The organism is Betaproteobacteria bacterium, from assembly GCA_009377585.1.
Lineage (GTDB): Bacteria > Pseudomonadota > Gammaproteobacteria > Burkholderiales > WYBJ01 > WYBJ01.
In genome coordinates this window covers 1-25,294 of record WHTS01000091.1, presented here as the reverse complement: position 1 = coordinate 25,294, position 25,294 = coordinate 1, and the positions used below count along the sequence as shown (strand labels likewise).

The 25,294-nt window shown below is 63.7% G+C and carries 27 protein-coding genes; 9 read left to right on the top strand and 18 right to left on the bottom strand.

Features of this window, described 5'->3' with window-relative positions:
* The first annotated feature begins 909 nt into the window (after positions 1-909).
* Entirely contained in the window at positions 910-1,176 is a 267-nt protein-coding gene (locus GEV05_22595; protein MPZ46121.1) for a type II toxin-antitoxin system ParD family antitoxin, read from the top strand.
* A 163-nt stretch (positions 1,177-1,339) separates the two neighbouring features.
* On the opposite strand, the gene hflX is transcribed toward GEV05_22595, so the two are convergent.
* Together hflX and GEV05_22585 are read right to left on the bottom strand one after the other, a co-directional pair.
* On the bottom strand, positions 1,340-2,743 hold the full coding sequence (hflX, locus tag GEV05_22590; protein ID MPZ46120.1) for a GTPase HflX: 1,404 nt from the start codon (positions 2,741-2,743) through the stop codon (positions 1,340-1,342).
* A gap of 345 nt (positions 2,744-3,088) precedes the next feature.
* Positions 3,089-3,361, bottom strand: a complete 273-nt coding sequence (locus GEV05_22585; GenBank protein ID MPZ46119.1) for a DUF2277 family protein — start codon at positions 3,359-3,361, stop codon at positions 3,089-3,091.
* Between the two features lie 299 nt (positions 3,362-3,660).
* Here GEV05_22585 and GEV05_22580 point away from each other — a divergent pair, with 299 nt between their 5' ends.
* The gene (locus GEV05_22580) at positions 3,661-4,143 is read left to right on the top strand and encodes a DUF1772 domain-containing protein (protein ID MPZ46118.1); all 483 of its coding nucleotides are present in this window, start codon (positions 3,661-3,663) and stop codon (positions 4,141-4,143) included.
* 173 nt (positions 4,144-4,316) lie between these two features.
* Complete coding sequence (locus GEV05_22575) at positions 4,317-5,225, top strand: arginase family protein (protein ID MPZ46117.1); 909 nt, start codon at positions 4,317-4,319, stop codon at positions 5,223-5,225.
* Between the two features lie 22 nt (positions 5,226-5,247).
* Here the strand turns inward: GEV05_22575 and GEV05_22570 are convergent, their stop codons facing one another.
* The 4 genes from GEV05_22570 to GEV05_22555 all read right to left on the bottom strand — a co-directional run bounded on the left by GEV05_22570 (position 5,248) and on the right by GEV05_22555 (position 10,371).
* On the bottom strand, positions 5,248-6,438 hold the full coding sequence (locus GEV05_22570) for a CoA transferase (GenBank protein ID MPZ46116.1): 1,191 nt from the start codon (positions 6,436-6,438) through the stop codon (positions 5,248-5,250).
* 27 nt (positions 6,439-6,465) lie between these two features.
* Entirely contained in the window at positions 6,466-6,978 is a 513-nt protein-coding gene (locus GEV05_22565) for a nuclear transport factor 2 family protein (GenBank protein ID MPZ46115.1), read from the bottom strand.
* 95 nt (positions 6,979-7,073) lie between these two features.
* On the bottom strand, positions 7,074-8,726 hold the full coding sequence (locus tag GEV05_22560; GenBank protein ID MPZ46114.1) for a thiamine pyrophosphate-binding protein: 1,653 nt from the start codon (positions 8,724-8,726) through the stop codon (positions 7,074-7,076).
* Between the two features lie 280 nt (positions 8,727-9,006).
* Entirely contained in the window at positions 9,007-10,371 is a 1,365-nt protein-coding gene (locus GEV05_22555; protein ID MPZ46113.1) for a hypothetical protein, read from the bottom strand.
* 77 nt (positions 10,372-10,448) lie between these two features.
* Here GEV05_22555 and GEV05_22550 point away from each other — a divergent pair, with 77 nt between their 5' ends.
* From GEV05_22550 to GEV05_22535, 4 genes are all read left to right on the top strand, one after another.
* The gene (locus tag GEV05_22550; GenBank protein MPZ46112.1) at positions 10,449-12,041 is read left to right on the top strand and encodes an FAD-binding protein; all 1,593 of its coding nucleotides are present in this window, start codon (positions 10,449-10,451) and stop codon (positions 12,039-12,041) included.
* Positions 12,042-12,053: 12 nt separating this feature from the next.
* The gene (locus GEV05_22545; protein ID MPZ46111.1) at positions 12,054-12,383 is read left to right on the top strand and encodes a 4Fe-4S dicluster domain-containing protein; all 330 of its coding nucleotides are present in this window, start codon (positions 12,054-12,056) and stop codon (positions 12,381-12,383) included.
* A 168-nt stretch (positions 12,384-12,551) separates the two neighbouring features.
* Positions 12,552-12,797 (top strand): hypothetical protein, encoded by a 246-nt coding sequence (locus GEV05_22540; GenBank protein MPZ46110.1) that lies wholly within the window; start codon positions 12,552-12,554, stop codon positions 12,795-12,797.
* Between the two features lie 3 nt (positions 12,798-12,800).
* Entirely contained in the window at positions 12,801-13,151 is a 351-nt protein-coding gene (locus GEV05_22535; protein MPZ46109.1) for a hypothetical protein, read from the top strand.
* Here the strand turns inward: GEV05_22535 and GEV05_22530 are convergent.
* Positions 13,137-13,403: a hypothetical protein gene (locus GEV05_22530; protein ID MPZ46108.1), complete on the bottom strand. Its 267-nt coding sequence runs from the start codon at positions 13,401-13,403 to the stop codon at positions 13,137-13,139. The two genes, GEV05_22535 and GEV05_22530, sit on opposite strands and share 15 nt — an antisense overlap.
* A 115-nt stretch (positions 13,404-13,518) precedes the next feature.
* Here GEV05_22530 and GEV05_22525 point away from each other — a divergent pair, with 115 nt between their 5' ends.
* Positions 13,519-14,757 (top strand): amidohydrolase family protein, encoded by a 1,239-nt coding sequence (locus tag GEV05_22525; protein MPZ46107.1) that lies wholly within the window; start codon positions 13,519-13,521, stop codon positions 14,755-14,757.
* A 424-nt stretch (positions 14,758-15,181) separates the two neighbouring features.
* Here GEV05_22525 and GEV05_22520 read toward each other — a convergent pair whose 3' ends face one another.
* A complete protein-coding gene (locus tag GEV05_22520; GenBank protein ID MPZ46106.1) occupies positions 15,182-16,000 on the bottom strand; it encodes an IS110 family transposase in 819 nt (272 codons plus the stop codon).
* A gap of 166 nt (positions 16,001-16,166) precedes the next feature.
* On the opposite strand from GEV05_22520, the gene GEV05_22515 reads away from it, so the two are divergent.
* Positions 16,167-16,982: a hypothetical protein gene (locus tag GEV05_22515; protein ID MPZ46105.1), complete on the top strand. Its 816-nt coding sequence runs from the start codon at positions 16,167-16,169 to the stop codon at positions 16,980-16,982.
* Between the two features lie 9 nt (positions 16,983-16,991).
* On the opposite strand, the gene GEV05_22510 is transcribed toward GEV05_22515, so the two are convergent.
* From GEV05_22510 to GEV05_22465, 10 genes are all read right to left on the bottom strand, one after another.
* Positions 16,992-17,276, bottom strand: coding sequence for a hypothetical protein (locus GEV05_22510; protein ID MPZ46104.1), 285 nt, complete (start codon positions 17,274-17,276; stop codon positions 16,992-16,994).
* Between the two features lie 368 nt (positions 17,277-17,644).
* On the bottom strand, positions 17,645-18,649 hold the full coding sequence (locus tag GEV05_22505) for a tripartite tricarboxylate transporter substrate binding protein (GenBank protein ID MPZ46103.1): 1,005 nt from the start codon (positions 18,647-18,649) through the stop codon (positions 17,645-17,647).
* Positions 18,650-18,765: 116 nt separating this feature from the next.
* Positions 18,766-19,638 carry a sulfurtransferase gene (locus tag GEV05_22500; GenBank protein MPZ46102.1) on the bottom strand — a complete coding sequence of 291 codons (873 nt, stop codon included), beginning with the start codon at positions 19,636-19,638 and terminating at the stop codon, positions 18,766-18,768.
* A gap of 20 nt (positions 19,639-19,658) precedes the next feature.
* Positions 19,659-20,666 (bottom strand): tripartite tricarboxylate transporter substrate binding protein, encoded by a 1,008-nt coding sequence (locus GEV05_22495; protein ID MPZ46101.1) that lies wholly within the window; start codon positions 20,664-20,666, stop codon positions 19,659-19,661.
* Between the two features lie 62 nt (positions 20,667-20,728).
* Positions 20,729-21,142 (bottom strand): hypothetical protein, encoded by a 414-nt coding sequence (locus tag GEV05_22490; GenBank protein MPZ46100.1) that lies wholly within the window; start codon positions 21,140-21,142, stop codon positions 20,729-20,731.
* Between the two features lie 39 nt (positions 21,143-21,181).
* Complete coding sequence (locus GEV05_22485) at positions 21,182-21,703, bottom strand: hypothetical protein (protein ID MPZ46099.1); 522 nt, start codon at positions 21,701-21,703, stop codon at positions 21,182-21,184.
* Positions 21,704-21,836: 133 nt separating this feature from the next.
* Positions 21,837-22,751 carry a helix-turn-helix domain-containing protein gene (locus GEV05_22480; GenBank protein MPZ46098.1) on the bottom strand — a complete coding sequence of 305 codons (915 nt, stop codon included), beginning with the start codon at positions 22,749-22,751 and terminating at the stop codon, positions 21,837-21,839.
* A 99-nt stretch (positions 22,752-22,850) separates the two neighbouring features.
* Positions 22,851-24,101, bottom strand: coding sequence for an alpha/beta hydrolase (locus GEV05_22475; GenBank protein ID MPZ46097.1), 1,251 nt, complete (start codon positions 24,099-24,101; stop codon positions 22,851-22,853).
* Positions 24,059-25,030, bottom strand: a complete 972-nt coding sequence (locus tag GEV05_22470; protein MPZ46096.1) for a tripartite tricarboxylate transporter substrate binding protein — start codon at positions 25,028-25,030, stop codon at positions 24,059-24,061. The genes GEV05_22475 and GEV05_22470 overlap by 43 nt, the downstream gene beginning before the upstream one ends.
* A gap of 69 nt (positions 25,031-25,099) precedes the next feature.
* A partial coding sequence (locus GEV05_22465; GenBank protein MPZ46095.1) for a hypothetical protein occupies positions 25,100-25,294 on the bottom strand: 195 nt, incomplete at its 5' end.

The window sequence follows — 25,294 nt, the reverse complement described above, 5'->3', positions numbered from 1 at the left end:
GCTGATGACGAAGAACGCCAGGTGGTACCAGCCGACGACGGAAAGGATGCGTGTCTGAATGAGCTGCAGCATCAACCCGACGGCTGCAACGATGAAGAGCCCTGCGTAGAAGCGGATGCGGTGCATGGAAATTCCGGGCTTTGGTTTTAGAGTTGACATTGTCATTGGCTCAGGCACGGGCCAATAGGATGGTCCTTGGCACGCTTGGAGAGCTGGCCCAATCTCGCTCGCGTATCAGTACATCATCGGCCGGCGTCTTCTTCGTTCTCGAGGCAATGCTCGCGTTTGCGACATCCGGTCGTTCTGCCATACGGAACGCGTCCCCCCGCAAAAATAGCGCCCGGAGCCATCGATGCATGTTCCAGCCGCGGCCGCCGTCGGCAAAGCGCGACAAGTTCCATGTCGAGGAGCTCACCCGAACAGAAGAGATAAAGCAATCCACCACGGCCCGTCGTCTTCTGGTCATTCTGCTTCGATTCGGTGTCCGCAATGCGTTCGCAAAATCCCTGTGTCGGCGGATTCGAATTCCACCCTTGCCGCCAAAACGTCCTTTGAAACCAAATGCCTGCACCGTCCTACGTTGCGCTCCATATGCTTATCACATAGGCAGAATTTGGGCAGGGTCTGAAACCAGTAGCAGCGGGGTTGCACCATGCTCGTCCCATCCGGCTTCGGCTTCTGGGCAACAGCGGGGAGCCATCCTCAAGCAATGACTGGCCTGCAATTCTCAGAACAGGTCAGTTGGGACCTGGGCGTTCGTCTCGTCAGTTACGGCACGCCGTCGCCCGCCTTCGTGGCGTTGGCCAAGGCGTTTGCATGAACCCGTTGATGCGTAAGCCTGCCAGTCGCAGGTGTCAATCTTTGACATGCTTGATACACTGGGTGTCGGTTTCAAGGATGGGCAAGCAGATGGGCATGAACATCAACCTCACACCGCAACTGGAAGCGCTTGTTCGGTCGAAGGTCGCTTCCGGCCTGTACACGTCCGCCAGCGAAGTCGTGCGCGAGGCGCTGCGGCTGCTGGACGAGCAGGACCGGCTCAAGGACGCAAAGCTGGCGCAGTTGCGTACCGATGTCCGGCAGGGGTTGGACAGCGGGCCGAGCGAGTCGTGGGATGCCGCGGCGGTTAAGCGAAAGGCGCGCGCACGTCGAACAACCAAGCCAACGGCGGCATAGATGCCGCAATTCAGGCTGCGGCCGCTTGCAGAGGCCGACATCCTGGAAAGCTGGGACTACATCGCTCCGTTGACGACACAGTACCTGATGCAGGCGGTTGGCTGCGCTCTCCGGGAGCACGTAATCGAAGTCCACCAGCGTCGGTACCGGGCGTGATCGAACCCTATTCGTCTCGAGTCAGTCCAACGCAGAGTTGCTCGCGCAGCCGCTTTAGGATCTCCGGCTTGGCGCGCACGCGAAAGAATGCGCCCTCGTTTTCGGCGTGCTCCTCCAGCACCTCGCAGTGCTGGAAGATCTCCCCGCGTAGCTGCTGCGCCGACCAGGGCACGAGGAGTTCGGCCTCGACCAGATGTCGCCGGAAGAATGCTGCGATCGCCGCATGGAGCTTCGCGATATCCGCCGCGCGACGCGCGCTCATCACGATGCAATCCGGGTGCTGCGCGCGCAGTGCCGCTTCGCGATCTCGCTGGGCGGCTTCGTCGCCGATGCGGTCGATCTTGTTGAATACGAGAATGCGAGGCACAGCCTGGGCGCCGATCTCATCGAGCACTTCCTCGGTGACCGCGCGCTGCCGCTCGAACCCTGGATCGGCGGCGTCGATGACATGAAGGAGCAGCGACGCCTCGAGCGCCTCGTCGAGCGTCGACTTGAACGACGCGACCAGCCCGTGCGGCAGATTCTCGATGAATCCCACAGTGTCGCTGACCAGCACGCGCGGGACGCTCTCGGGATGGAGGGCACGCACGGTGGTATCGAGCGTCGCAAAGAGCTTGTCGGCGACCAGCACCTCGCTGCCTGTCAGCGCACGCATCAAAGTCGATTTGCCCGCGTTCGTGTAGCCGACCAGCGCCACGCGCGCGAGCCCCTCGCGCTCTTGCCGCCGCTCACGCTGCGTCTTGCGTTCGGAATCGATCGCCACGAGCTCCTTTTGCAGCTCGGCGATGCGTTCGCGGATCTTGCGCCGGTCGAGCTCGCCACGCGACTCGCCTGCACCGCGGCCGCCGACGCCACTGCGCTGGCGGCCTTGAGGGCCTGCGAGCTTCGCCGCCTCGCGCAGACGCGGTGCCATGTAGCTCAGGCGCACGATCTCGACCTGCGCCCGGGCTGCGCGTGAGCGCGCGTGGCGATGGAAAATCTCGAGGATCACCATCGTGCGATCCATCACCTCGATGCCGACCGCCTTCTCGAGATTGCGCGCCTGCATGGGAGATATCTCGTGGTCTACGAGGATGATGTCCGCGCGGCGCGTATCCGGGTCGGCGCGAGTCTCCGCCGCTTCCTTTGCTTCGGCCTCCTCGTCCGCTGATGGAGTGTCTCCCGTGCGATCGGGCTCGAGTTCGTTGCGCACGAAACGGCGCATCTCCTGCCGCTTTCCGACGCCGAGGTACGCTGCCGAGTCGAACTTGGGGCGCTGTTGCGTGAATGTGGCGACGACCTCGAATCCCAGCGTCTTCGCCAGCTGGCGCAGCTCGGTCAGCGACGCTTGGAGCTCGGCATCGCTCACGTTCGGCAGCTGTACGGCGGCGGCGACCGCGCGCGTCGGCTTGTGTTTGAGTTCTTGGGACATCGGGCAGGGAGTTTACCAAGCAATGGCGACCGGTGTGCCCGATGCGCGCCCGGGCCAGGTTTCCCGATTGCGCTCGTCTGCATATCGGGCGATCCCACCACTATTGATCGTTCCGTATTGGACGACAGTCCAATATGGACGCGACGCTCCCCTCTCCCCCCGGGAGAGGGGTTGGGGGTGAGGGACGAGCGTGACATGAAATAGGGAACGCTCGATAAACGGTCACGAGCGGCAGCCGTCTGCCGCGGTCCGATGTCCCGAACGGAGACATCCAATGTCGCGATTCAGCGGCACGGCCGCCGCAGGGCGGACGCGCTCGCTGGAGATGCGCGTCGAGCACTGCGGTTATTGGCTGCCGAAGCGCTTTGCCGCCTCGGCCATTGCCTTCTCGCGCACTGATTCCCGATCTCTGGGAGGTGCAATCGTTGCCAAGGAATGAATGAGGGTACGTGCAGCCTCACTAACCTGTTCGACAGCCAGGTCAAAAGCCGCCTCATTGATCTTGGATGGCTTGTTGAAGCCGCTCAGTTTGCGCACGAATTGAAGCGAGGATGCCCGAATCTCTTCGTCTGTTGCCGGGGGCTCAAAGTTAAAGAGCGTCTTGATGTTCCTACACATGGCCCTCTCCAGAATCTGACGTTCTATTGTCATGTAGTCGAACGTAGCCTAATGCCCGCCCGCTCGTCGATATTGCGGGGCCGGTGCTGTACGAAACCTCGGCGCCCGTGAGCCGGTGCGCTATCCCGACGCGTGCAACTGGCTCGGAGCACGATCTCGAACGCGAGCGGGCAAGTGCTCGGACGGCCGCACTGCTCGATGTCGATGTCGAAAACACGCTTCAGTAGATAGCCGGCGAAGGCCCGCGGGCACCGCTCTTGCGCGCTTTATGCGGAGTAGCGTACCGGGTAGGGGGTTCCATGACTGAGTGGTTGGAAGTCGTCGCGATGATCTTGGTCGTCTTCGCCTTGGTGCCCGCCATGGCGCATGCCCTCGAGCTGCCCGGCAAGCTGCGCCTCGACAAGGACGAATACCTGACGGTGCAGCCGATCTATTACCCGGGCTTCACGTTCGCCGGCATTGCGGAACCCGTCGCGATCATCGTGAGCGCTGTCTTGCTGGTCGTCGCGCGCGACACCGCTGCATTTGGGCCCACGCTGACGGCGCTGCTCGCGCTGATCGGTGCGCACGCAGTGTATTGGCTCGTGACGCATCCCGTGAACAAATTCTGGCTGAATGACGAGGAACTGGCGGCACCGGGCGCTCGTTTCTTCGCTGCGGGCGGCATCGCACGCGGTGACTGGACACGTCTGCGCGACCGCTGGGAATACTCGCACGTCGCCCGCGCGCTGCTGACGTTCTCCGCCTTCGTCGCGTTGGCCGTGGCCGTTTCCGGAGCATGAATCGGGGCCGTTTTGTCTTGGATCTGATAGAGCGCTCACGCATCAAGCAGCCCGATGCGATTCCCGTACGCTCGGCGGGGCCTTGAAACGCGCGTTCAGGCGACCCGCCTCGCAGAGCTCGAGATAGATCAGCCGCGCGGCTCGCAAAATCGCCAAATGTGGAGACAAGCTCAATGCCGCAAATCCCCCGTCGTTACGCGATCATTCAAGCCCCGTCCATTCTCGGACTGAGGACCACTGGAGTCGACCGTCTACCGGAGCGCCTGTTGGAACACGGCCTGGCCGAAAGTCTGAACGCGCGATCGGTGACGCGCCTTGAAACACTCCCGCAAAAACCCGGCCGCGATCCAGAGACGCAAACGCTCAACGCGCCCGCCATCGTCAGCTGGAGTCGCCAACTTGCCGATGCGGTCGAAGCCGCGATCGATCGCGGTGATTTCCCGCTGATCCTTGGCGGCGACTGTTCGATCCTCCTCGGATCGATGCTGGCGCTGAAGCGCCGCGGTCGCTTCGGACTGCAGTTCATCGATGGCCACACGGACTTCTACCAGCCGGAGGCCGAGCCGACTGGCGAGGCGGCGTCGATGGATCTCGCGTTTGCCACCGGATACGGCCCCGAGCCGCTGACGAACATCGAGCAGCGCCGGCCGCTGGTACGTGCGGAAGACACAGTCGCATTCGGCTTTCGCGACGGCGACATACAGGGCCAGCATGGCAGCCAGTCTCCGCCTCCGGAATTGCTGGCGATCGATCTGGCGGCCGTGCGGCGCATGGGCCTCGAGCATGCGACGCGCGCAGCGCTCGAACGCGTGACCCGCGCCGAGCTCGCCGGCTTTTTCATTCACTTCGACGCCGACGCCCTGAACGACGACATCATGCCCGCGGTGGACTACCGGATGGCCGACGGGCTATCGGCAAGCGAGGTCACGTATGTTCTGCACGCGGCCATGGCAACAGGTCGTGCCGTTGGACTCGAGGTCACGATCTATAACCCGGCGCTCGATCACGATGGGTCCGCAGGACGAGAACTGACAAGCATCCTCGCCTCCGCTCTCGGAGGAGACAAGCGTCGAAGGAGGTAGTGACGCCTAACTCCAGGGCGCCTCAGGCCCCGTAGCAGGCGACAACGCCTGAGGCGTTGAGCCTTTCGATGTCGCTGGCGCCGTAGCCCAGCTCACCCAGGATCTCGCGGGTGTGCTCGCCCAGGTGCGGGCTGTGGGTGAGAGAATCGCCTGTCGCGGGCGGGCGCTGGCCGCAGATGGTGGCCATGGGCACGCGGCCGAGCGTGCCGTTCTCGACCCAGCGCACCGCATCGATCGCCTGCACCTGCGGGTCGGCGAAAAGATCCTCGTACGTATTCACCTTGGCTTTGAGGATGTCGATGCCGGAAAGCAACTCCATCCATTCGTCGGAGGTCTTCGTCTCGAAGATGGGACGCAGTACGGCCATCAGTTCATCACGATGTTTGACGCGCGAGCGCGCATCGGCATAGCGCGGATCTTCGAGCCATTCGTCCTTGCCGATCAGTTTGGCGAGCCGCTGGAAGTGCGCGTCGCGCCGCGCATTGACGCTCATGTAGCCGTCACTGGTCTTGAACATGCCGACCGGCGCACCGATGGGCTCGGCGGCGCCGCCCTGCAGATAGTGTTCCATCATCGCCCCCTCCTGCAGGGCGAGCGCGCACTCCAGCAGGCTGGTTTCGATGTGGGCGCCGCGGCCCTTCGTCGCCTTCCTGTAGAGCGCGGCTGCGACCGCCTGGAATGCGTAAAGGCCGGTCGAAAAATCGATCGCCAGCATTTCGATGCGCTGCGGGGTGCCTGTCGGTCCGCGATTGATCGACATCATCCCCGTATAGGCCTGCATGACCGAGTCCGTCGCCGGCTGATCGTGACGCGGGCCCTTCTGACCGAAGCCCGTGATGGAGAGATAGATGACTTCCGGGTTGGACTTCTTCACGGCTGCGTAGTCGAGCCCGAACTTGTCGATCTTCCCGACGCGATAGTTCTGGATGAAAACATCGCAGTCCTTGGCGAGCTGCTGGGCGATCGCAACGCCCTCTTTGGTCTTGAGATCCACGGCGAGCGAGCGCTTGGCGCGGTTGACGATGACCGAATGCGCCGTGTGATCGCCCTTGGGCCTGCCGAGCTGCCGGCTCCAGCAGCCTGAACCGGGCGGCTCGACCTTGATCACATCTGCACCATTACGCGCCAGGTGCATGGCGCAATAGGGCCCCGCCACACCCTGCGACAGATCCAGAACCTTCACGCCTTCGAAGGGCAGATCGTCCTTCGCCATCCGTACGCTCCTCTTGAGATGCTTGCCTCAGTTCCGGCCCCGAGCAGGCAGCGTTTGCGTGATGCGCTTTGAAAATGACGCTACCAAGGCGACAGGAACCTCGCAGCTCCAATCCAGTGTGTGCACCCGGTCGCAGATGCGCCAAGCCCCCGCCGTCTTGCGCAGCCGGTCGAGGTAGCGAAGGCTGCGCATAGCGACCATATTCGCCGCAGTGCCGGGCGTTACCAGGAACGCGATCGCGTAAACCTCCGTCTCGGCGATGTCGTCGTCGAGCCGCAGGTAGCTCAGGTTTCCCATGAAGTGCGTGGTCTCGATCCATTGCCCTGACGCCTTGTTCTTGAACGCCAGGAAGGAGCTCATCAGCGCGTCGATGCCGTCGACGAACGTACGCCCGTCATAGGCCGCGCGAACGTCGTCGGTGAAGCAGCCGCGCACCTGCTCCGGATCGGCCGAATCGATTCCCCGGAAGTAGCGCATCAGCAGGTCTTGAATCGCCGCACGATCGATCAGGCGCTGGATCTCGAAGGGATGCTGATTCATGCAGTTCTTCTCTCTCCACGATTGGCACGCCAATGTAGAAACGCTCGTGGAACGGCCCTTCGACCTCGCACGTGCGCGGCGTCGGTTCGAATAATCTATTCGTCCTTGCCGTAGAGCACGCGCCGGTGCGGCACGTTGATCACGGCGCGCGAGATGCGCGAGTCGATGATCATCGGACCGGGTTTCGATACCCACTCCCGCACGCCCTTGCGCACCTCCTCCACGGTGCGCGCGAGGCAGCCGCGGGCGCCATACGCCCGGGCGATGGCGCCGAGGTCGGGTGAAGGGATCGCAGAGGTCTCCGGGTCCATGTCGTGCGCGCGCAGCTTCTGGTATTCGGAGCCGAGCGCCTCGTCGTTCAGCACGACAATCAGCAGCGGCATCTTGCAGCGCACGACCGTGTCGAAGTCCGAGAGGTGCATGATCGTGCTCGCGTCGCCGTCGACCAGCACCGCGGGTTTGTTGCCATTCGCGATGGTCGCGCCCATCGCGGTGGGCAGCATCTGGCCGATGCAGCCGAAGAAGCCGGACGCGTGCACGTAGGGACGCGCCTTGTACGTGTTCATCGTGGTGATCGCGGAGCTCGCACCGTTGCCGATGAAAAGCCCCACATCGCCCGGCACGAGGTCGTCCACCGCGCGCACCACCAGACGCGGGTCGATGGTGCCGGGCTCGATCTCGAACTCGGCACGGTCCTCGTACATGTTCGACAGCCGCTCGAGCGTCTCGCCCGTGCGATAACCGGCTTGTTGGAACCCGCGCTTCTCCAGCAGCGCATCGAGCGCTTCCAGCCCTTCTTTCGCGTCGCTCTGCACGTAGACGTCGGCGCCGTGGCCGTTGCCCAGCACGATATGAGGCTTGGGATCGAGCTGGATGTATTTTGCCGAGGGAAAGATGTACCCATGTTCCGTCGTGTGGCGGTTGAGGCTCGCGCCCACGCCGATCACGACGTCGGCGTCGTGGAAGAGCTGCATGGTGGCCCGCGTGGCGTAGAGGCCCGACACGCCGGCGTGATACTCGGTGCGGTCGGCAAGCCACGTCTTTGCGCGCAGGCTCGTGCCGATGAGGCCGCCGATGCGATTCCCCAGCTTCAGCACCGCCTCGTCCGCACCCGACCATATTGCGCCGCGGCCGACGATGATCACGGGCTTCCTGCTCTTCGCGATCAGCTCGGCGGCCTGCTCGAGCGCGTCTCTGTCGATCGCACCGGCACGCTGGGGCTTCAGGGTCGCGGAAGGCCGGTAGGGCTCGTCGTCCTCCCATTTCTCCTGCTGCACGTCCATCGGGCAGCTCAGCATCACGGGACGGCGTTCCAGCTTGGCGGTATAGAACGCCCGGCGCACGCCTTCATCGGCGAACTCGCCCGTGTCGAGATGGATGTAGGCCGTCTCGACACCGTCCGCGAAGCGCGACTGGTTCAACCGCTGGTGGTAATCCGGATCTTTCGCCGGACGCTCGCCGACGAAAGCGACGACCGGCGATTCGGCGCGCGCGGCGACGACGAGCGCGGTCGCGAGCTGGGTCACGCCGGGACCGCAGGTCGCGGTGGCCACGCCGGGCGTTTGCCGGTGACGCGCCCAGCCGTCCGCCATTCCCATCCCGACGCCTTCATGACGCACCTCGATGCAGCTCACGTCGCGGTCGATGAGCGCGTTCATCCAGTACATGTTGCCGTCGCCCATCATGCCGAAGACGTGCGTCGTGCCTTCGGCTTTGAAGGCGTCTGCCATGCGTTCGTAGACTTTCATCGACTGGCTCCCCCTTTTCCCACCGCAGTATACGCCGGAGGCCGATGCACCATGCGCTCGGCGCTACAGCGCCAACTACGAGCACTTGGCGGGGCCAATGAGTTATCTCACCGATGCCAGAGATCGCCAGTCTGGACACGCATCCCGCTCTGCAGGCCCTGCATAGAGCTGCCGCTGCGGCCCGGACGCGGCTCGCACAAGTCAGCCACGAAACGCGCGATCCGCCGGAACTCGGAATCGGCGGACAGCGAGAGCGCGAGCTTGCCGGTGAAACCCAAAGCTATAGCCGAGATTCATCGATCTGTAGCCCCAGAGTGTGCTTGCCAACCAGCTCGTAGTGGGCAAGGCGGCCTTGCGAGTGCTGGGTGATCACGTGCATGTCCAGAAAGTGGCGCTGGATCAGGTGGCCATCGAAGACGACCGTCGCGCCGCATGCGGTGTAAACGCTCTCCACGATCTGGGCGGCAAGCCGAATGGCATGAGTCGCCGCGAGGCGCAGGTTCATGCGTTGGTCCAGGCTCAGCGTCGGCGCCTCAGTCGACGTTGCTTCGTTCCAGATGTCGCGTGCCGCCGCCAGGAGATATTCGCGACCTGAGCGCAGGGCCGCTTCGGCCTGACCGACGGTGAACTGGGTGATCGCCTGATCGCGCAGAAGGCCCTGCATGTTGCGCGGAGCCTTCGAGCCGGCGACCTCGAAGAAGGTGTCCAGACAGCTTCGCGCGAGGCCAAGAGCGACCATGCCGTCACCGGCCGCGAATCCCAGCGTCAGCGGAATCTTGTAGCGCGGGCCATGGCTGATCACCGGCGCGCCGTAAGGGAACACGGTTCGCGCCTCGGGCACGAAGACGTCCTTGACCTCGAAGGTATGGGTGCCCGTGCCGCGCATTCCCCGCGTGTGCCATGTGTCGAGCAGCTCGGCTTGCGCAATGGGCACCAGGCAATAGCGCACTTCCGGCTTCCCGTTCCACTGCCTCACCTCGCCGTTTTCAATGACCTGAGCATGCGCCGCTACCCATGAAGCGTGTTTGCAGCCCGTGCTGAAAGGCTGGCGACCGGTGACGCGAAAGCCCCCCGGCACCACCACGGCTTTCGCGGTGGCACCGGGCGAATTCGACACGACGCTGCGTGGCGTGTCGATCCAGATTTCGCGCGCCGCGTCACGTGCCATTCGGGCCGAATAGGTCGCCCAGTTCGCGCCCTGGCTCACGGTCCAGGCCGTGCTGGCATCAGCTTTGCCCAGCTCCTCGAGGACTTGAACATAAGTCGGAAAGTCGATCTCCAGCCCGCCCACGGCACGCGGCACGGCCATGAGATAGAGGCCCGCGTCGGCGAGTGCGTGGAAGACAGGTTTCGGCAACTCGCGAGCCGCGTCGGTCTGGTCAGCGTATTCCCGAACTAGCGGGGCAAGCTGGCGGGCGGCTTCGAGTGGGGATAACGGCGAAGACAGGGTCGATGCATTCATGGCTCCGGAATTGTGCGCCTGGTGGAGCGCATCGCCAAGTAGCAAAACGGACTGGTTGTGCGCCTGGTCGGTTGACCGCCTCTCGCGTCGGCAGTACAGTTCCCTCGGTGAAGAGGCCGATCGAGCTTCCGGTTCGCTTGCAAGGCGCGGAGCCTTGTTAGGCGTCGTGATGCCATGAATCATGGTCGCGTTGATCGCTGTGCGCTGTCAGCGCGGTGCTGCTGTTGCGGATTGAGCACCTTGTGTCGACCCTGAGACAACTGGTTCATCATCAGCGCGGTGCCGAGGTGCTCGAGCTCGCCGCTGACGTATTGGTGATTGGCGGCGGGCCGGCGGCGTCCTGGGCGGCGCTCGCGGCAGCCGAGGCGGGCGCGCGAGTCGTCGTAGTCGACAAGGGATATCTCGGCACCAGCGGTGCGACCGCGCCGACCAATACCGGCACCTGGTTCGTGCCGCCGGGCGCAGAGCGCGAGGCCGCGGTCGCGCGCCGGCAGTTGCTGAACGGCGAACTGGCCGTGCCGCGCTGGGTCGATCGCACGCTGGACATGGCATGGCAACGGCTGCATACGCTCGCAGACTGGGGCTACAAATTTCCCAACGATGATTCAGGCAAGCCGTACCTGACCAATCTGCGTGGCCCCGATTACATGGCTTTCATGCGGCGGCGCCTCGTCCGCGCCGGAGTCGCGATTCTCGACCACCACCCGGCGCTCGAACTGCTGGTTGATTCCAGCGTGATCGCCGGAGCCGCCGGCATCGACCGCCAGCGCAACCGGCCGTGGCGGGTGCGTGCCGGCGCGGTCGTGTTGGCAACGGGCGGCTGCGCTTTCGGCGAGCGCATGCTGGGCGCGACCGGATTGACCGGCGACGGGTATCTGATGGCGGTGGAGGCAGGCGCGGCGTTGTCCGGCATGGAATTCTCGGCGCAATACGCGTGTGCGCCGATACAGAGCTCGATCAACAAGGGCATGCCGTTCGTGTGGGCGAGCTTTTTCCGTGAGGACGGCAGCCGGCTCGACACCAGCAAGGACCGCTACGTGGTCGTTGCCCGAGCCCTGCTCGAAGGGCCCGTGTGGGCGCAGCTCGACAGGGGCATTCCCGAGCTGAGGCTGTGGCTCAGACAGGCACAGCCGAATTGCTTCCTGCCGTACGATCGCAACGGAGTCGATCCGTTTACCCAGCGCTTTCCGGTTACGCTGCGCTGCGAGGGCACCGTGCGCGGCGTCGGCGGAATCAAATTGACGGGGGACGATTGCTCGACGGGTGTTCCCGGCCTTTATGCCGCCGGCGATGCGGCAAGCCGCGAACGCTTGACGGGCGCGATATCCGGCGGCGGCGGACCGAATTCGTCCTGGGCGATCGCCTCGGGCAATTGGGCGGGACGAGCCGCCGCGAATTTCGCGGCGCGCGAAGTGGGCAGCATTCGGGATCGCCGCGTAACGGGGCTCGGCCGGGCGGGGCTGCGCCCTGCGGCATCTGCGCATTCGGATTCCAGCGCGGACGATATTCTGCAAACGGTGCGCGAAGAGTTCCTTCCTCTGCAGCGCAATTTCTTTCGTCGGGACGCAACGCTGCGCCAGTCGCTGGAGCGACTCGATCGAACATGGACCGAGTTGCGCGACCACCTGCCGGGCATAGGCGTCGGCGCGGTCAAGTCGCGCGAGGCGGCGGCATTGACAGCAACCAGCCGCTGGGCCTATGCCAGCGCATTGGCGCGGGCAGAAAGCCGCGGCATGCAACGCCGCCTCGACTTGCCGGCGACAGACCCGCAGTTCGTCTGCTCGTTCAATGTATCGGACCTCGATCGCATCGATGTCACGCGCTCCGAAATCCCGGGCGCGAGCGTAACCTGATGGTCGTGCGCCATGATTGAAATCGTCTCCACCGATCGCTGTATCGCCTGCGACATCTGCGTCAAGGCGTGTCCGGCCAATGTCTTCGATTCGGTACGGCAGAAGCCACCAGTAATCGCGCGCCAGAGCGACTGCCAGACCTGTTTCCTGTGCGAGATCTACTGCCCGACCGATGCGCTCTATGTCGCGCCGTGCGCGGAAGGCCCCACCGGGATCAATGAGGCGCAGATCGAGGCCGCAGGGCTGTTCGGCAGTTATGCGCGGGCATTGGGCTGGCGGCGGGGCAAACCAGGCGGATCCGACCAGGACCCGACGTTCCGGATACGCGCGGCGCCTCGATAGCGGCCAATTCGAAGCGATCGTATGCGGGCGGCCAGCGATGGGCCTAGGGTGCGAACGACTGCGGTGCGAACGTCTGCGCTCAAGGATCCAGGCCGAATCACGAGCGCGATGTCGCGTCATGCAAACACGCAAGTCGTCGTACCGATAACCCGGCTGGAGGAAGCGCACATGTTGTGGCTCAGATCAGTAAACGATGAAGAGGCGAAGGGTTACGTCAAGGAGGTGTTCGATCAATACGAAAGCAGGAATGGATCGGTGCCCAAACTGCACCGTGTTCTTGCGATCCGCCCCGAGGTCCTGAGGGGAAGAGAGACGCTTCGCAATGCCACCACCGGTGGCGTGACCACCCTCGGCAGACGAAGGGAAGAGCTCTTGAACTTCTTCGGGGCCACCGCGGGCGGCTGCACCGGATGAGTGATGAATCACGGAGCGTTGCTCCGTCAGGTTTCCGATCTGGAAAAGCAGGATGTCGTTCAGATAGGCAAGGACTACGAGGCATCCCGTCTGGATGAGCAGGACAAGGCAATGCTGGCCTTTGCCGAAAAGATCAACGATGCTCCGGAACTGTTATGTAAAGGGGACATCGAGCGATTGAGGGCGGTCGGATTCACCGATGAGAACATCCTGGACATCATCGCATCGGTGGCGTACCGCAACTTCAGCAACCGCCTCAACATTGCATTGGGGCTGGACGATCCGGAAAACCTGTCGAAGGTGGACCCGGAGCTGATGGGCATGCTCGAGGCCAAAGGGTCAAGAACCGGTTAGACCCAGCTGCAGTACAAGTTCGGTTCGGAGGGGATCGATCGGCAGCTTCGGGTCGCCGTAGAATGGAAGGTGGTGTTCGACGGTTTTGTGAGCGGTTGCCTCCGGGCGGCGGCGTTTTTCGCTTGGCGCCCGAACCTGCCAGATGAGGCGGATGACCACGTGGTGGAAGTGGCAGTCGCCGTAAACGCTTCGAAAAATTTGTGATCTGAAGCGCGCCGAGTTGCGATCTCCTGCGACGCGGATCTCGTCCACATGGGATCTCGTCCACATGGGATGTCCACATGGGATGTCCACATGGGATTGACACCCGAACCGACGCGGCGTAGCGTCTGCGCAGTTTGATCACATTCAGCGAGGAGGGGTAGTGATGAAAGACGGTCTTCGGTTCGTAGATTGCGACATGCATGTGATGGAGCCCCCGGATCTGTTGCGCCGGTACCTGGATGCCCGGTTTCATGACCGGGTCATTTTGCCGGTGGGTGCCGACGGCGAAATTAAGCGCGGGACGATCTACATCGACGGCCTGCCGACCTCGCAAGATCCGCAGATGCAGCAGTACCGTAAGCGCCACCGCCCCGGCCCGCTGCCGAAGTTCACCACGCAGGCGCTGTCCGGCTCTCGACTGCAAGGCAGCGACCGCCTCGACTTCGCTATCGAGCGCAACTACAACGGCGAAGCGCAGGTGATGGCGATGGCCATGGAAGGAATCGACATCGCGGTGATGTTTCCGACGCTGGGCTTGAGCCTGATCGCACGCGACAACCTCGATCCGCAGTTGTCGCTAGCGCTGTGCCAGGCGTACAACAACTGGGCGCACGAACACGCGAGCTACAGCCCGGAGCGCCTGAAATTCGCCGCGATGCTGCCGGTGCACGACGTGAACCTTGCCTGCAAGGAACTGCTGCGCTGCGTGCGCGAGCTGGGTGCGGTCGGCTCGTTCATCCGGCCAAACCTCGTGAATGGCCACTACTGGCACTCGAACTACTGGGATCCGCTCTACAGCATGCATGAAGATCTGGACGTGACCTGGGGCTTCCACGAGGGCACGGGCGCGTGGAACTCGCACATGAACGTGCTCTACGGCGAGAACCGCTTCTATCGCCACGTCGCGAGCCACTGGATCGAGATGCAGCAGGCGCTGATCGCCATGATCATCGGCGGCGTGTTCGAGTTCCATCCGAAGCTGCGGGTCGGCTTCCTCGAGGCGCAGAATTCCTGGGTGCCAGGGCTGTTGTCGCGTATCGAGTGGGACTACCCACAGTACCGCGACTCGCACGCGCCGTATCTCACCTTGACGCCCAAGGAGTACTTCCAGCGCAACTGCTGGGCCGCGGTCGAGGGCAGCGAGCCGGAGATCGAAGCGACCGCCGGGCTGATCGGCGCCGATCGGATGTGCGTCTCCAGCGACTATCCGCACTTCGACTCGAACTTCCCGAACGTATCGAGCAACGTGTTGAAGAGCTGTTCGCGCGAAACTGCGGCGAAGATCTTCATGGGCGGCGCGACCCTCTACGGTTTCACCGAAGCGCACTTTCAGAAGGCGGACAAGGCGGCTGCAGCCGACGCCGCCAAGCACGAAGTGTCCGGCAAGAAGGTGGCGGCCTAAGAGGCAAAACGGGGACACCCATTAGCCGGCTCTGTGTCAAGCGAGCAAGCGATTCCATGGCGGCGTGAGCCGCCGGTTTTCAATCTTTCCATACTCCGATTGCAGTTGCCGATCACGCCCGTTTCTTCACTTCATGGGCTGCGACGAATCGCGCCAGACACCCATCAGGATCAAGCGAGCGGCGATGACGCTGCCTGTCGCCCTGGCGGCTTCGCCGCCCCAGAAGAACGTTGGTGCCGCAACCGCGTCCAATGGGTTCATCACAGACCCGTGGCTGCCGAAGCCTCGGCGCCAATCCTTGCTGGCTCACGTTGCGTGCGATCCGCTTTCACTGCAAACCGGTGACGCTGACACGCCATCCCAATCAGACCAAGTGGCTGTTGCTCCAGTCCCCAACTTCGGGCTTGCCGGTCAGCGTCGAAACTCAAGCGAAGCAGCGCCTCACGTCAAACGGTTTGCGCTCCTTCAGAATGTGGAAGCACGCCCGTGCCAGCTTGTGCGCCAGCGCCTTGATCGCCACGACGTTGTTTGTCTTGGCCTTCTTGCGCTCGTAAAACCGCTTCGCCTCGGCACAGTAGCGCAGCGCAAAGTTGGCCGCCTCGACGAAGGCCCAGGCGAGATATTTGTTGCCGTTCTTGGTGTTCCCTTCCCCCTTTTTCTTGCTGTTGCTGGTGTGCGCACTATCGACGCAGCGCGCGTAGGAGGCGAAGTTCCCGGCGGCGGCGAAACGCTCGATCGGCCCCGTTTCCAGCAGGATCATGGTGGCCAGCACTTCGCCGATGCCCGGTACGCTGGTGAGCAGTCCATACTCCGCTCGCGCCGCCACGCATTGTTGAAGGCGCTTTTCAAGCAGATCGATTTGCGCGCAAAGCGTCGTGATGACCGCTACGTTGGCTTTGATCGCCAGCGCCACATCGTGCGACAGTGACATCTGATCGAGCGTTTCGGGCGTCAGACGCCTGACCTGATTGCTGCTGATGCGCCTGCCATGCTGGCGCGCGGTGATGTTCTCGACGGCGAGGATGTGCGCGGTGCGACTGCGCACCAGTTGCATGCGCTTCCTGGCCAGATCGCGCACGGCGCGGTGTTCCGGCGGCAGGATGGTTCCGGTGGGTAGTATCCCCAGTCGCAGCAGGTGGGCCAGGTAACGGGCATCGGTTTCGTCGCCGCTGTGTTTGAGCCCATCGTACTTCCTGATTGCAGCGGTGTTGGCCAAGTGCACTTTGAAGCCCGCGCTTACCAAGTGGCCTCGGGTAACCGATCGAATACAGACGGCTGAACACTGCAGGAAGACACTCCGTTTCTCCGTTCAGACTTATGCTTGACTTGGAATCGTATGCAAGCGCCACCCGAATGCGATTGTCAGGCACTGAGCGAGGGGTCAGAGTGTTCTTGCACTATCGGTACAGATGGTGGCGTCCGAAGCGACCGAAGGTAGAACGCCCGTCGTTCGCCCGTCTCGATTTCGGCGGCGCGACGGTCCGGGTCAGTGGTCTACTCGTACGCAGATTGACAGGAGCGGTGTTCAAATGTCTCTGAAGCCGCTTGTAGGATGTGCCGCAGCGATCGTGGTCGGTGTGTTCGGTATCGTTCCGGAGCATCGGGGCGCGCTGGCGAACGATTTCCCAACCAAACCGCTGCGCTTGATCGTTCCGTTTCCCCCGGGAGGCCTCAACGACCTCCTTGCCCGGCTGTTGGGGACGCGACTGGCAGAGCGTCTCGGGGCGCAGGTCGTGATCGACAACCGCCCTGGCGCCAATACGATCATCGGGACCGAGATGACCGCACGGGCGACCCCGGACGGATATACGTTCATGATCGTGCCGGTGGGCCATGCGGTCAATCCGAGCGTTTACCGCACGCTTCCATACGACACCATCAAGGATCTTCGCGGGGTCGCGTTCATCGGGGACAGTCTCCCCTGTCACTCAGTTTCATTTCAACTGGAACCACATTTCTGTGGTTGCCGGCCTTACACGTACCAACTGCCTGTTCCGGCTGCACGAAGGCAGCATCAAGAAGGAACAGATCGTCGAGTTTCTCAAAGCGCTCAAGGCGCACTTGAAGCATCCACTGCTGGTGATCTGGGATGGTTTGCGGGCACATCGCAGCCGCCTCGTGCGCGAGTATCTGGACAGCCTGAACGGACACATCCAGATTGCGTTCCTGCCGCCCTACGCACCCGATCTCAATCCGCCTGCTGGATGCAGGCTACGCTTTGGTAATGTCATGAATTATGGAAGGCTCAATAATTCCCCAAATCGCTCACGCTTGTCTTCCTTTATCACGATGAAACGCCATGGTCGGCGCCTTCCATGATCGGGAGCACGCAACGCACTTTTGAAGATGATTTCAAGGTCTGTCTGCGACGGACCAGGTTCTTGAAGTTTAAGTGCAGAGGTCCGGCCCAGTAGAAGTTCGATCGCGTCCATAAGATCTCCATGAGTACGACGGGCAACTCCAATATCGAGGGTGCTGATGCGCTCAGGGCGGGAATAGCCGTTGGCATCGCTATTCATGCGGAAGACGTCCACACTTGATACTTACTGGTGCTACCGCGGCTGATATAAAAGGAACGAGCGCTTGTTCTGATCCATTTTCATCGTGGTCATGATGCTCCCCATGAAGGCCCTAGGGCAGGTCCGAGTCTGAGTGTTTCATCGAAGTGGATCGCCGCATCCGTTCGAACCGCGTCAAATCAGGTGGCTGAGTCCGATCTTGCGAAGTGCGATGCAGCGGAGTCGGACTGTACGTGGGAAGGCGGCCGGGGCTTTTACCGTCGGGACGGCGGATACCTGCGCGCTGACTGGGTCGACATCTCGCGTAACGCAGCGGCGGCGCGTTGCTTGATGCCCGACAAAAAGCGCGCAACGCCGAAACCGCGCACTCAGTCGAGCAGCGGCAATTTCAGCGTTCTGACGACCTCGGCGTGCTTGCGCATGTCGGCCTTCAGCAGCTCCCACAGCTCCTCGCGCGTCATCGCTTCCACGCTGAGCCCGTGCGCGGCGAAAAGCTTCCTTGTCTCGGGCAGGCTCAGCACGCGCGTGATCTCCCGATGCAATTTGCTCAGTATCGGCTCCGGCGTGCCCGCCGGAGCGAAGAACGCCCCCCACGTGCGAACATCCACGCCAGGGACAGTGTCTGCGATCGTCGGCAGCTCGGGCATCAGCTCCGATCGTCTCGCGCCCGGAACCGCGATGGCCCGCAGCCTACCGGCTTTGACATGCGGGATTGCCGGCGGTCCGAGCATGGCGAGCTCGATCCGACCGGCGAGGAGGTCGATGGTGGCCGCGGGTCCGCCCTTGTAGGGGACATGAACCACATCGATTCCCGCCTTGAGCTTGAAAAGCTCCATGCCCATGTGATTTGGGCTGCCCAGCCCCGCCGAACCGTAACGCAGAGCGCCGGGCCTGCTCCTGGCGAGATTCACCAGTTCGGCAACCGAGTGAGCGGTCAGCGCCGGATTCACCACCAGGATGTAATTGTTGAAATCCGCGAATGCCACCGGCGCGAAATCGCTCAGGGGGTCGTACGGCAGCCTGCGCTTGATCGCCGGGCCGATCGCCATCGGCCCGTCGCTAGTCAGCAGAAGCGTATGGCCGTCCGGAGTAGCCTTTGACGCGAGTTCCACCGCGATCCGTCCGCCCGCGCCGGGACGGTTGTCGACCACGAATTGTTGTCCCCACAGCTGGGTCAGGCGATCGGCAACCGCGCGCGCGGGCACGTCGGTCGCACTGCCCGGAAGCGAGGTGGTGATGATGCGAACGGGTCGCGCGGGATACGATGCGCTGAAGGCCCAGTCAGCGCCGGCCGCCAGAACCAGCGCGGCAAGGGCAATACTCGATACGGCGAAAGACCGCACGTTCTTGCTCCGCCGTAAAATCGTGCTCATGAATCCCTCCTACCCGTACGCGACGCGCATTTTCAGTGAGCAAAGCCGGCCGCGATCGGATGAGACGACGTAGTCGCCTCGCAGTAAGACACGTGACGAACGCGCCTGGCGGGCGCTCATCGCTCGATCGGAACGCCGACGAGGTTTCCCCATTCTGTCCAGGAACCGTCGTAGACGCGCACATTGTCGAGGCCGAGGAGCTGCGTCAGGGCGAAATAAAGGACGGTCGCGCGGTGGCTCAGCCGGCAGTAGGCGATTATGTCCCGGTCAGGGGTGACGCCCTCGCCATCCATCAGCGCCCGCAGGTCCGTGCGCGGCTTGAAGCTCCGGTCCGCGGTCAGGAGGTCCTCGAAATGGAGATGACGGGCACCGGGTATCCGCCCGTAGCGCATGGCGCCCACATCGGGGCCGCCGGGGCCGCCGACGCGCTCGCCGCGGTATTCCTCCGGCGAGCGTCCATCGAGCAACAGTGTCCTCTCTTTTCCGAGCGCCTGCAGCACCTCGTCGCGCAACACGCGCATGCGCTCGATTCGAGCGCTCGGTCTGTATTCGCGTGCCGGCCGCACGGGCGGCGTTTCGATCGCGAGCGGCCGGCCCTCGGCCCTCCAGCGGGCGCGTGCGCCGTCGAGCACGCGCACGTTCTCGTGTCCGCAGTACCGAAACACCCACCAGGCATAGATCCCGAATTGCACGCCTTCGCCGTAGAAAACGACCGTCGTGTCGTTGCCGATGCCCGCCGCGCCGAGGCGACGCGCGAAGTCCTGCGGCGCCGGAAAGTCCCTCGCATTCGCGTCCCACAGTGTCTCGAGCCATTTCCAGCCGTACGCGCCCGGCACGTGGCCCGCTTTGTAGGCCCGCAGGTCTTCCTGTCCGAGCCCCGCGATCTCGACGAGACAAACCTCGGGGTTGTGGACGTGCGCCGCGACCCATGCCGGATCGACAAGCGCGCTCGCGCGTGCATCGGAGTAGATGCTGGTTTCACTCGCCATGCCAGTGCCTTTCGATCGTCTCAATTCGGCGTGATGCCGGACGCCTTGATCACATGCTCCCAGCGTGCGAATTCCCGCGCGAGAAAGCGCCCGAACTCTTCGGGCGTCGTGCTGTGGGGTACCACGCCGTGCGATGAAAAGCGCTCTTTTACCGCGGGTGTCGCCAGTATCCGCACGATCTCGCCGTTCAGCTTCTGCACGATCGGCTGAGGTGTTCTCGACGGCGCCAGTATTCCGATCCAGTTGGTCACCTCGAAATCGGGCACCCCGCCTTCGGCGATCGTCGGCGTCTCCGGCAGAAATACCGAGCGCTGCGAGGACGTGACTGCGAGCCCCCGCAGCTTGCCGCTCTTGATGAGCGAGAGTGTCGGCGGCAGCCCCACGAACATGACCTGCGTCTCGCCGGCGACGAGGGCATTCACGGCCGGGCCATTGCCCTTGTAAGATACAGCCGTCATCGAAATGCCCGTCTTGAGCCTGAACAGCGCCCCGCAGAGACTCGCCGTGCTACCGATGCCGCCGAAACCGTAGTTGAGCCGCCGCGGCTCGCGTCTGCCGAGGGCAACCAGGTCCGAAACCGATGCCACCGGAAGCGCCGGGGGCGTGACCAGCACGTTCGGCTCGTTCGAAACCAGCGATATCGGCCTGAAGTCCCGCAGCGGATCGTACGGAAGCTTTCGAAAGAGGCTCTTGCTCGTGCTGAACGTGGTCGGCGCGATGAGCAGCGTGTAGCCGTCGCTCGCCGCGTGCGACACGATCTCGGAGCCGATGATGCCGGAGCCGCCCGCGCGGTTGTCCACCACCACCTGCTGGCTCCAGCGCTCGGTCAGGGCGTGACCGACGATGCGGGCGGCCGTGTCGACACCGCCGCCCGCCGCCGTGGGAACGACGAGCCGGATCGGTCTGGTCGGGTACGAATAGGCGCCTGGCGCCTTCTGCGCGTGCGCATTGGGCGTCGCCGTGATTGCGAGTGCGGCGACGACTGCTGCGACTGCTGCCCCGGCCATCCTGCCCTCCTCGGCTTGCATTCCTGTACGACGCCGGCTGCGTGAGGCGTGCTGCTTGACGCTTGAATGGCTGGTCTTGGCGTTCAAATCGATGGCGCGCCCGGCGCCGCCGACGGCTCCGCAAGCTCGGTGCTGATACGCAGGGCGCTTTCGAGCGTGCGGTGGATGCGGCAGGTCTTCGCAATGCCGGCGATCACCTTGCGCGTCTCCGGCGGGATGCTGTCCACCACGTGCAGCCGCACGCTGAAGTCCCCGTACGCGCCCGTCTTCTCGTCGAAGTGGGCGGCGAGCTCGACATCGACGGCGTCGGCCGGCAGACCTTTTCGCCGGAGGTAATGCGCGATCGTCGCGATCGTGCAGCTCCCCAAGCCCAACAGCACGAGATCGATCGAACGCGGCGAACGGATCTCGCCCCGCTCGATCTCGATTTTGAAGTCGCCGGCCGTGCCGGTGTAAAAGCCCTCGGCCTCGCTTTTCCTCACCACTACTTTTGCCATCCCGATCCCCTCGTCGCGCCCATCCGGTGCGCGGGCCGCTCAGACCATGACCTTGCCGGTATTCTGATCGATGCGCACGCGCGGGCGCTGCTCGAGATCGGTCCCGGTGACACGCAGATAGCAACAGCCTTCGGGCGTGTACGTCGAGTGAAGCTGGCTACCCCAGTAAAGGCCCACCTCGCCCGCGTTGAGCTTGTACTTCCTCTGCACGGCGAGCGTCGCCCGCCCGGGATCGCTGCCATCGTCGGTGCGCTGCCATTCGGTCATTTCCGTATAGTCGCGTACCTGCGCGTACAGCGCCCAGGAGTCGCCGTGATCGTGCGCGGGCGAAGTCCGCGTCTTCGCGCTGCGGTAGACGAGAACTTCGAAGCCTAGCTCGGGATCGGCGTAGATGCGGCGCGCGCCCGCTTCGGCGGTGTCGTCGTAGTACTTCGCGACGAAAGAGGCATCGGCGACGAGCCGCGCCATCTTCTTCCGAACCTCTTCCACGCCCATGCGCGACACGTCTTTTTTCAGAATCTCGCGCGCATCCTTGCAGAAGCTTTCTAGCGTGTATGCCATTTTTCGCCTCGTCTCAGGGAATGCACCGGCCGTCCGCCTGCATAGGGGTCGCGTGCGCAATTTCGCGATGCAGTCGCATCTCAGAGGCCGAGAATGCCACGTGCCGAGCGGGGGAAATGCGACAGATTCGCCGCTATTTAGGATATTTCAACCCGGCCTGTGCGGCCGATGCGCGATAGGCGCGCGGGGACATGCCCAGCAGCTGTTTGAAACGCCGCGCAAAGTACGCGTTGTCCTCGAAGCCCACGGCCTCGCCTACGTCGGCGATGCGCATGTCAGTGTTCGCAAGCAACTCCTGCGCGCGCTGCAGTCTGCGCTCGGCCAGAAGCTGCATGAACGTCTTGCCGATCCGCTGCTTGAGCAATCGCGTCACGTGGTTGGGCGAAGTCCCGAGTTCGTCGGCGACATCGGCCAGCCTGATGCGATCCGGGAGACGCGCCGTGACGTGCCGGACCACCGTGGCGAGCGCCTCATTGTGGCCGCTTCGATGCGCACCCGACGCGGAAAGACGCGTCAGGTCGCGCTCATAACGCTGGCAGGCGAGACCGATGAGCAGTAGCAGGTTCGCGCGTATGAACTCCGCGAAGAAGAAGCCGCGGCGCCTGCTGTGGGCGATCATCTGGCGGCACGCGTCCTGCGCGCGCTCGAAATCTTCGTGGTCGAGTCGGAAATCGAGCACGTCCTGGAATGCGAACGGCGCGAGTTCCGGCGCCTGCTCGAGCGCCAGCACGTCGAGGCACAGCGGGTCGATATTCAGCTCAGGGCGCAGAAAACGATGATGAAAGTTGATGACGTAGAACTGCGAATCTGCTCGGCGCCCGCCGCGGTGCAGTCGATACGGCAGGACGAACGTGAGCGAGCCGGGGCCGAGCAGCCGACGCTGCGCTCCGATGGCGTGATGCGTCTCGCCGACCACATCGAGCCGCATTTGGAAAAAATCGTGACGATGCGGCTGCTTGGTGCGCGTGATGCGGCTCTCATCGCGGATCGAGAAGCCGAGCCGCTCGTTCTCGCCGGAAAGCGTGTAGGTCGTGATCGCGACAGTCATGGGGCTCAGTGCAGGCCGCGACGTAGCCGACCCTTATCCCGCGGCCTCACACGGGAGCGCGCAGCATGCACGCGCGCCTGGCACGTGACACTGCAGGCACTACCCGACCAGCCGATCCATGACCCAGTCCGCGACGAAATTGGCGCCCAGCAGCCGGTTGTCCCCCTGCATGTGCTCGCAGCCGCCCTCCTCCACGGAGAAGATCTTCAGCGTCTTGTCCCTGGAACCGACCGCGGCGTAGAGCCTGTGCGCCATCTCCACGGGCACGATCGTGTCCTTCTCCCCGTGCGTGATCAGCATCGGGCAAGCGATGTTCTTCGCGACCTCGTCCAAGCGGTAGTGTTCGAGCTTCCTCATCGCCGCATCCATGTCGGGCACGCCGAGCACCCACGGCAGGTGGAATTTCGCCGAAGTGACGCGCGTGCCGCCGGCGTCCATCTCGCGGCGCCGCGTGACCCATACCGCGTGGTAATCGTAATGAGCGCCCCATGCGACGCACGCGGCGTAGCGCTTTTCAAACGCGGCGACGCGCGGCGCATAGTAGCCGCCCATGCTGAACCCCATCACGCCCACGCCCTTCGGGTCGACATCGGGCCGCTGCGAGACGTACTCGTAAGCCGCCGTGCCGGGCACCTCGTAGTCGTAGCGGCTCGCAATGTTGCGCAGCCGCAGGGTCTCTCCCTGGCCGGGGCCGTCGATCGCGAGCAGGTGGACGCCGCGGCGGGCCATCTCCACGCCCGCGAACAACGCGCTCGTCTCCTTGCTCGAATCGAGTCCGTCGAAGCACACCATCACCGGCGCCGGCCCGGCCACGTCCGCCTTGACGAAATAGGCAGGCATTGCTGAATCGAGGTACGGTACTTCCACGCGCGAGATGTTGGGATAGCGCTCCCTCGCTCCTTTCTCGAAACAGCGCATGCACGCGCGATAGCTCTCGTTCTTTCGATCGCCCTGGGGGATGAAGCGCTCGGCGTAGAGATGATACATGGCGGCGTGAAGATAGAAGGTACCGGCGCTGAGGCGGTGGCCGGCCGCCTCCGCTGCCTTCGCCTTCTCCTCCTGCCGCCCGGCCATGCGCGACCACTCCTCGAACCACGCTTCCCCGTCGCCCTGACGCTCGCGCAGCCGCCGTCCGACCTGATCGACCTCGCCCATGGCGCCGGCGCCCCAGTTCGCCATCTCGATCATCGTCATCATCTGCTGCGACCAGAGGAAATTACCTGGGAAGTACTCAAACCAGTGAGTAGCCGGAGCCTGCTGCATATTCCCCTCTCCCATCCATGTGGCGCTGCCGTCGGCGTATTCGCTCAGTCCAGCCGGATGCCGCCTGCCTTGATGACCTCGGCCCATCGGGCGACCTCCGCCTGAATATACGCCCCAAACTCCTGCGGGGTGCTGCCCACGGCTACGAATCCCTGCGTGACGATGCTCTGGCGCACCTCCGGCAACTGCAATGCCTGCACGACCTCGTCGCGCAGCCTATCGATGATGGCCTGCGGCGTGCCCGCCGGCACCGCCAGTCCGCCCCAATAGGTGATCTCGAACCCGGGCGGTGCGGCCTCCGCCATCGTAGGCACCTCGGGCAGCGGCGGCCAGCGCTTCGATGTCGTGACCGCCAGCGCCCGCAGCTTGCCTGCCTTGACGTGGGGCAGCGCGGCAGGCCCATTGGAGAACATCATGTCGACCTGTCCGCTGATCACGTCGACCAGCGCGGGGGCATGCCCCTTGTACGGAACGTGAACGATGTTCACGCCCCCCATACGCTTGAACAGCTCCGCGGCCAGGTGGATCCCGGCACCTACCCCGGAGGAGGCGTGATTGAGCACGCCCGGCCTTGCTTTCGCCAATGCGAGAAGCTCCTTCACCGACCCCGCCGGCACCGACGGATGCACCACCAGGATGAATGACGTTATGACCACCAGGCTGACCGGCGCGAAATCCTTCACCGGGTGGTAGACAGGCTTGCGGTACAGGCTCGGATAGGTGGAAACGCCGGGCGTAACATAGAGCACGGTATAGCCATCGGGCGCTGCGCGAGCGACCATTTCCGCTCCAATGTTCCCGGCGGCGCCGGGCCGGGAATCGACCACGACCTGCTGGCCCCAACGCTCGGTCAGCTTCTGTGCCATGAGGCGCAACAAGCCGTCTATCGCGCTGCCCGAGGGCCACGGAAAGACCAGGCGGACCGGCTTACCGGGATAACCCTGGGCTGCGCCCTGCGTCGGGCTGAACACACAAAACAACGCCAAAGCAAGATTTGCCGATATACGGGCGTCCATGCGCTCCTCCCGCGTGTCGCGCGCTCAGAAACGGAAGATATTCAGCTCCACGAACGGTTGCTTCCTACATCACTTGATCGGAATGCCGCCGCGGCGCACCCACAGATAGCGGCTCGCGAGCGCATCCGCGAGCGGCCGGCGGAGCTCGTCGGAAACGGCGATCCACATGCGCAGCAGATGTCGCTGCCGCTGCGGCTCGTCGTAGTCCACAAAGGCGGTACGCGCGTGCAGCGTGATGTGGTTGTTGATGAGCTGGATGTCGCC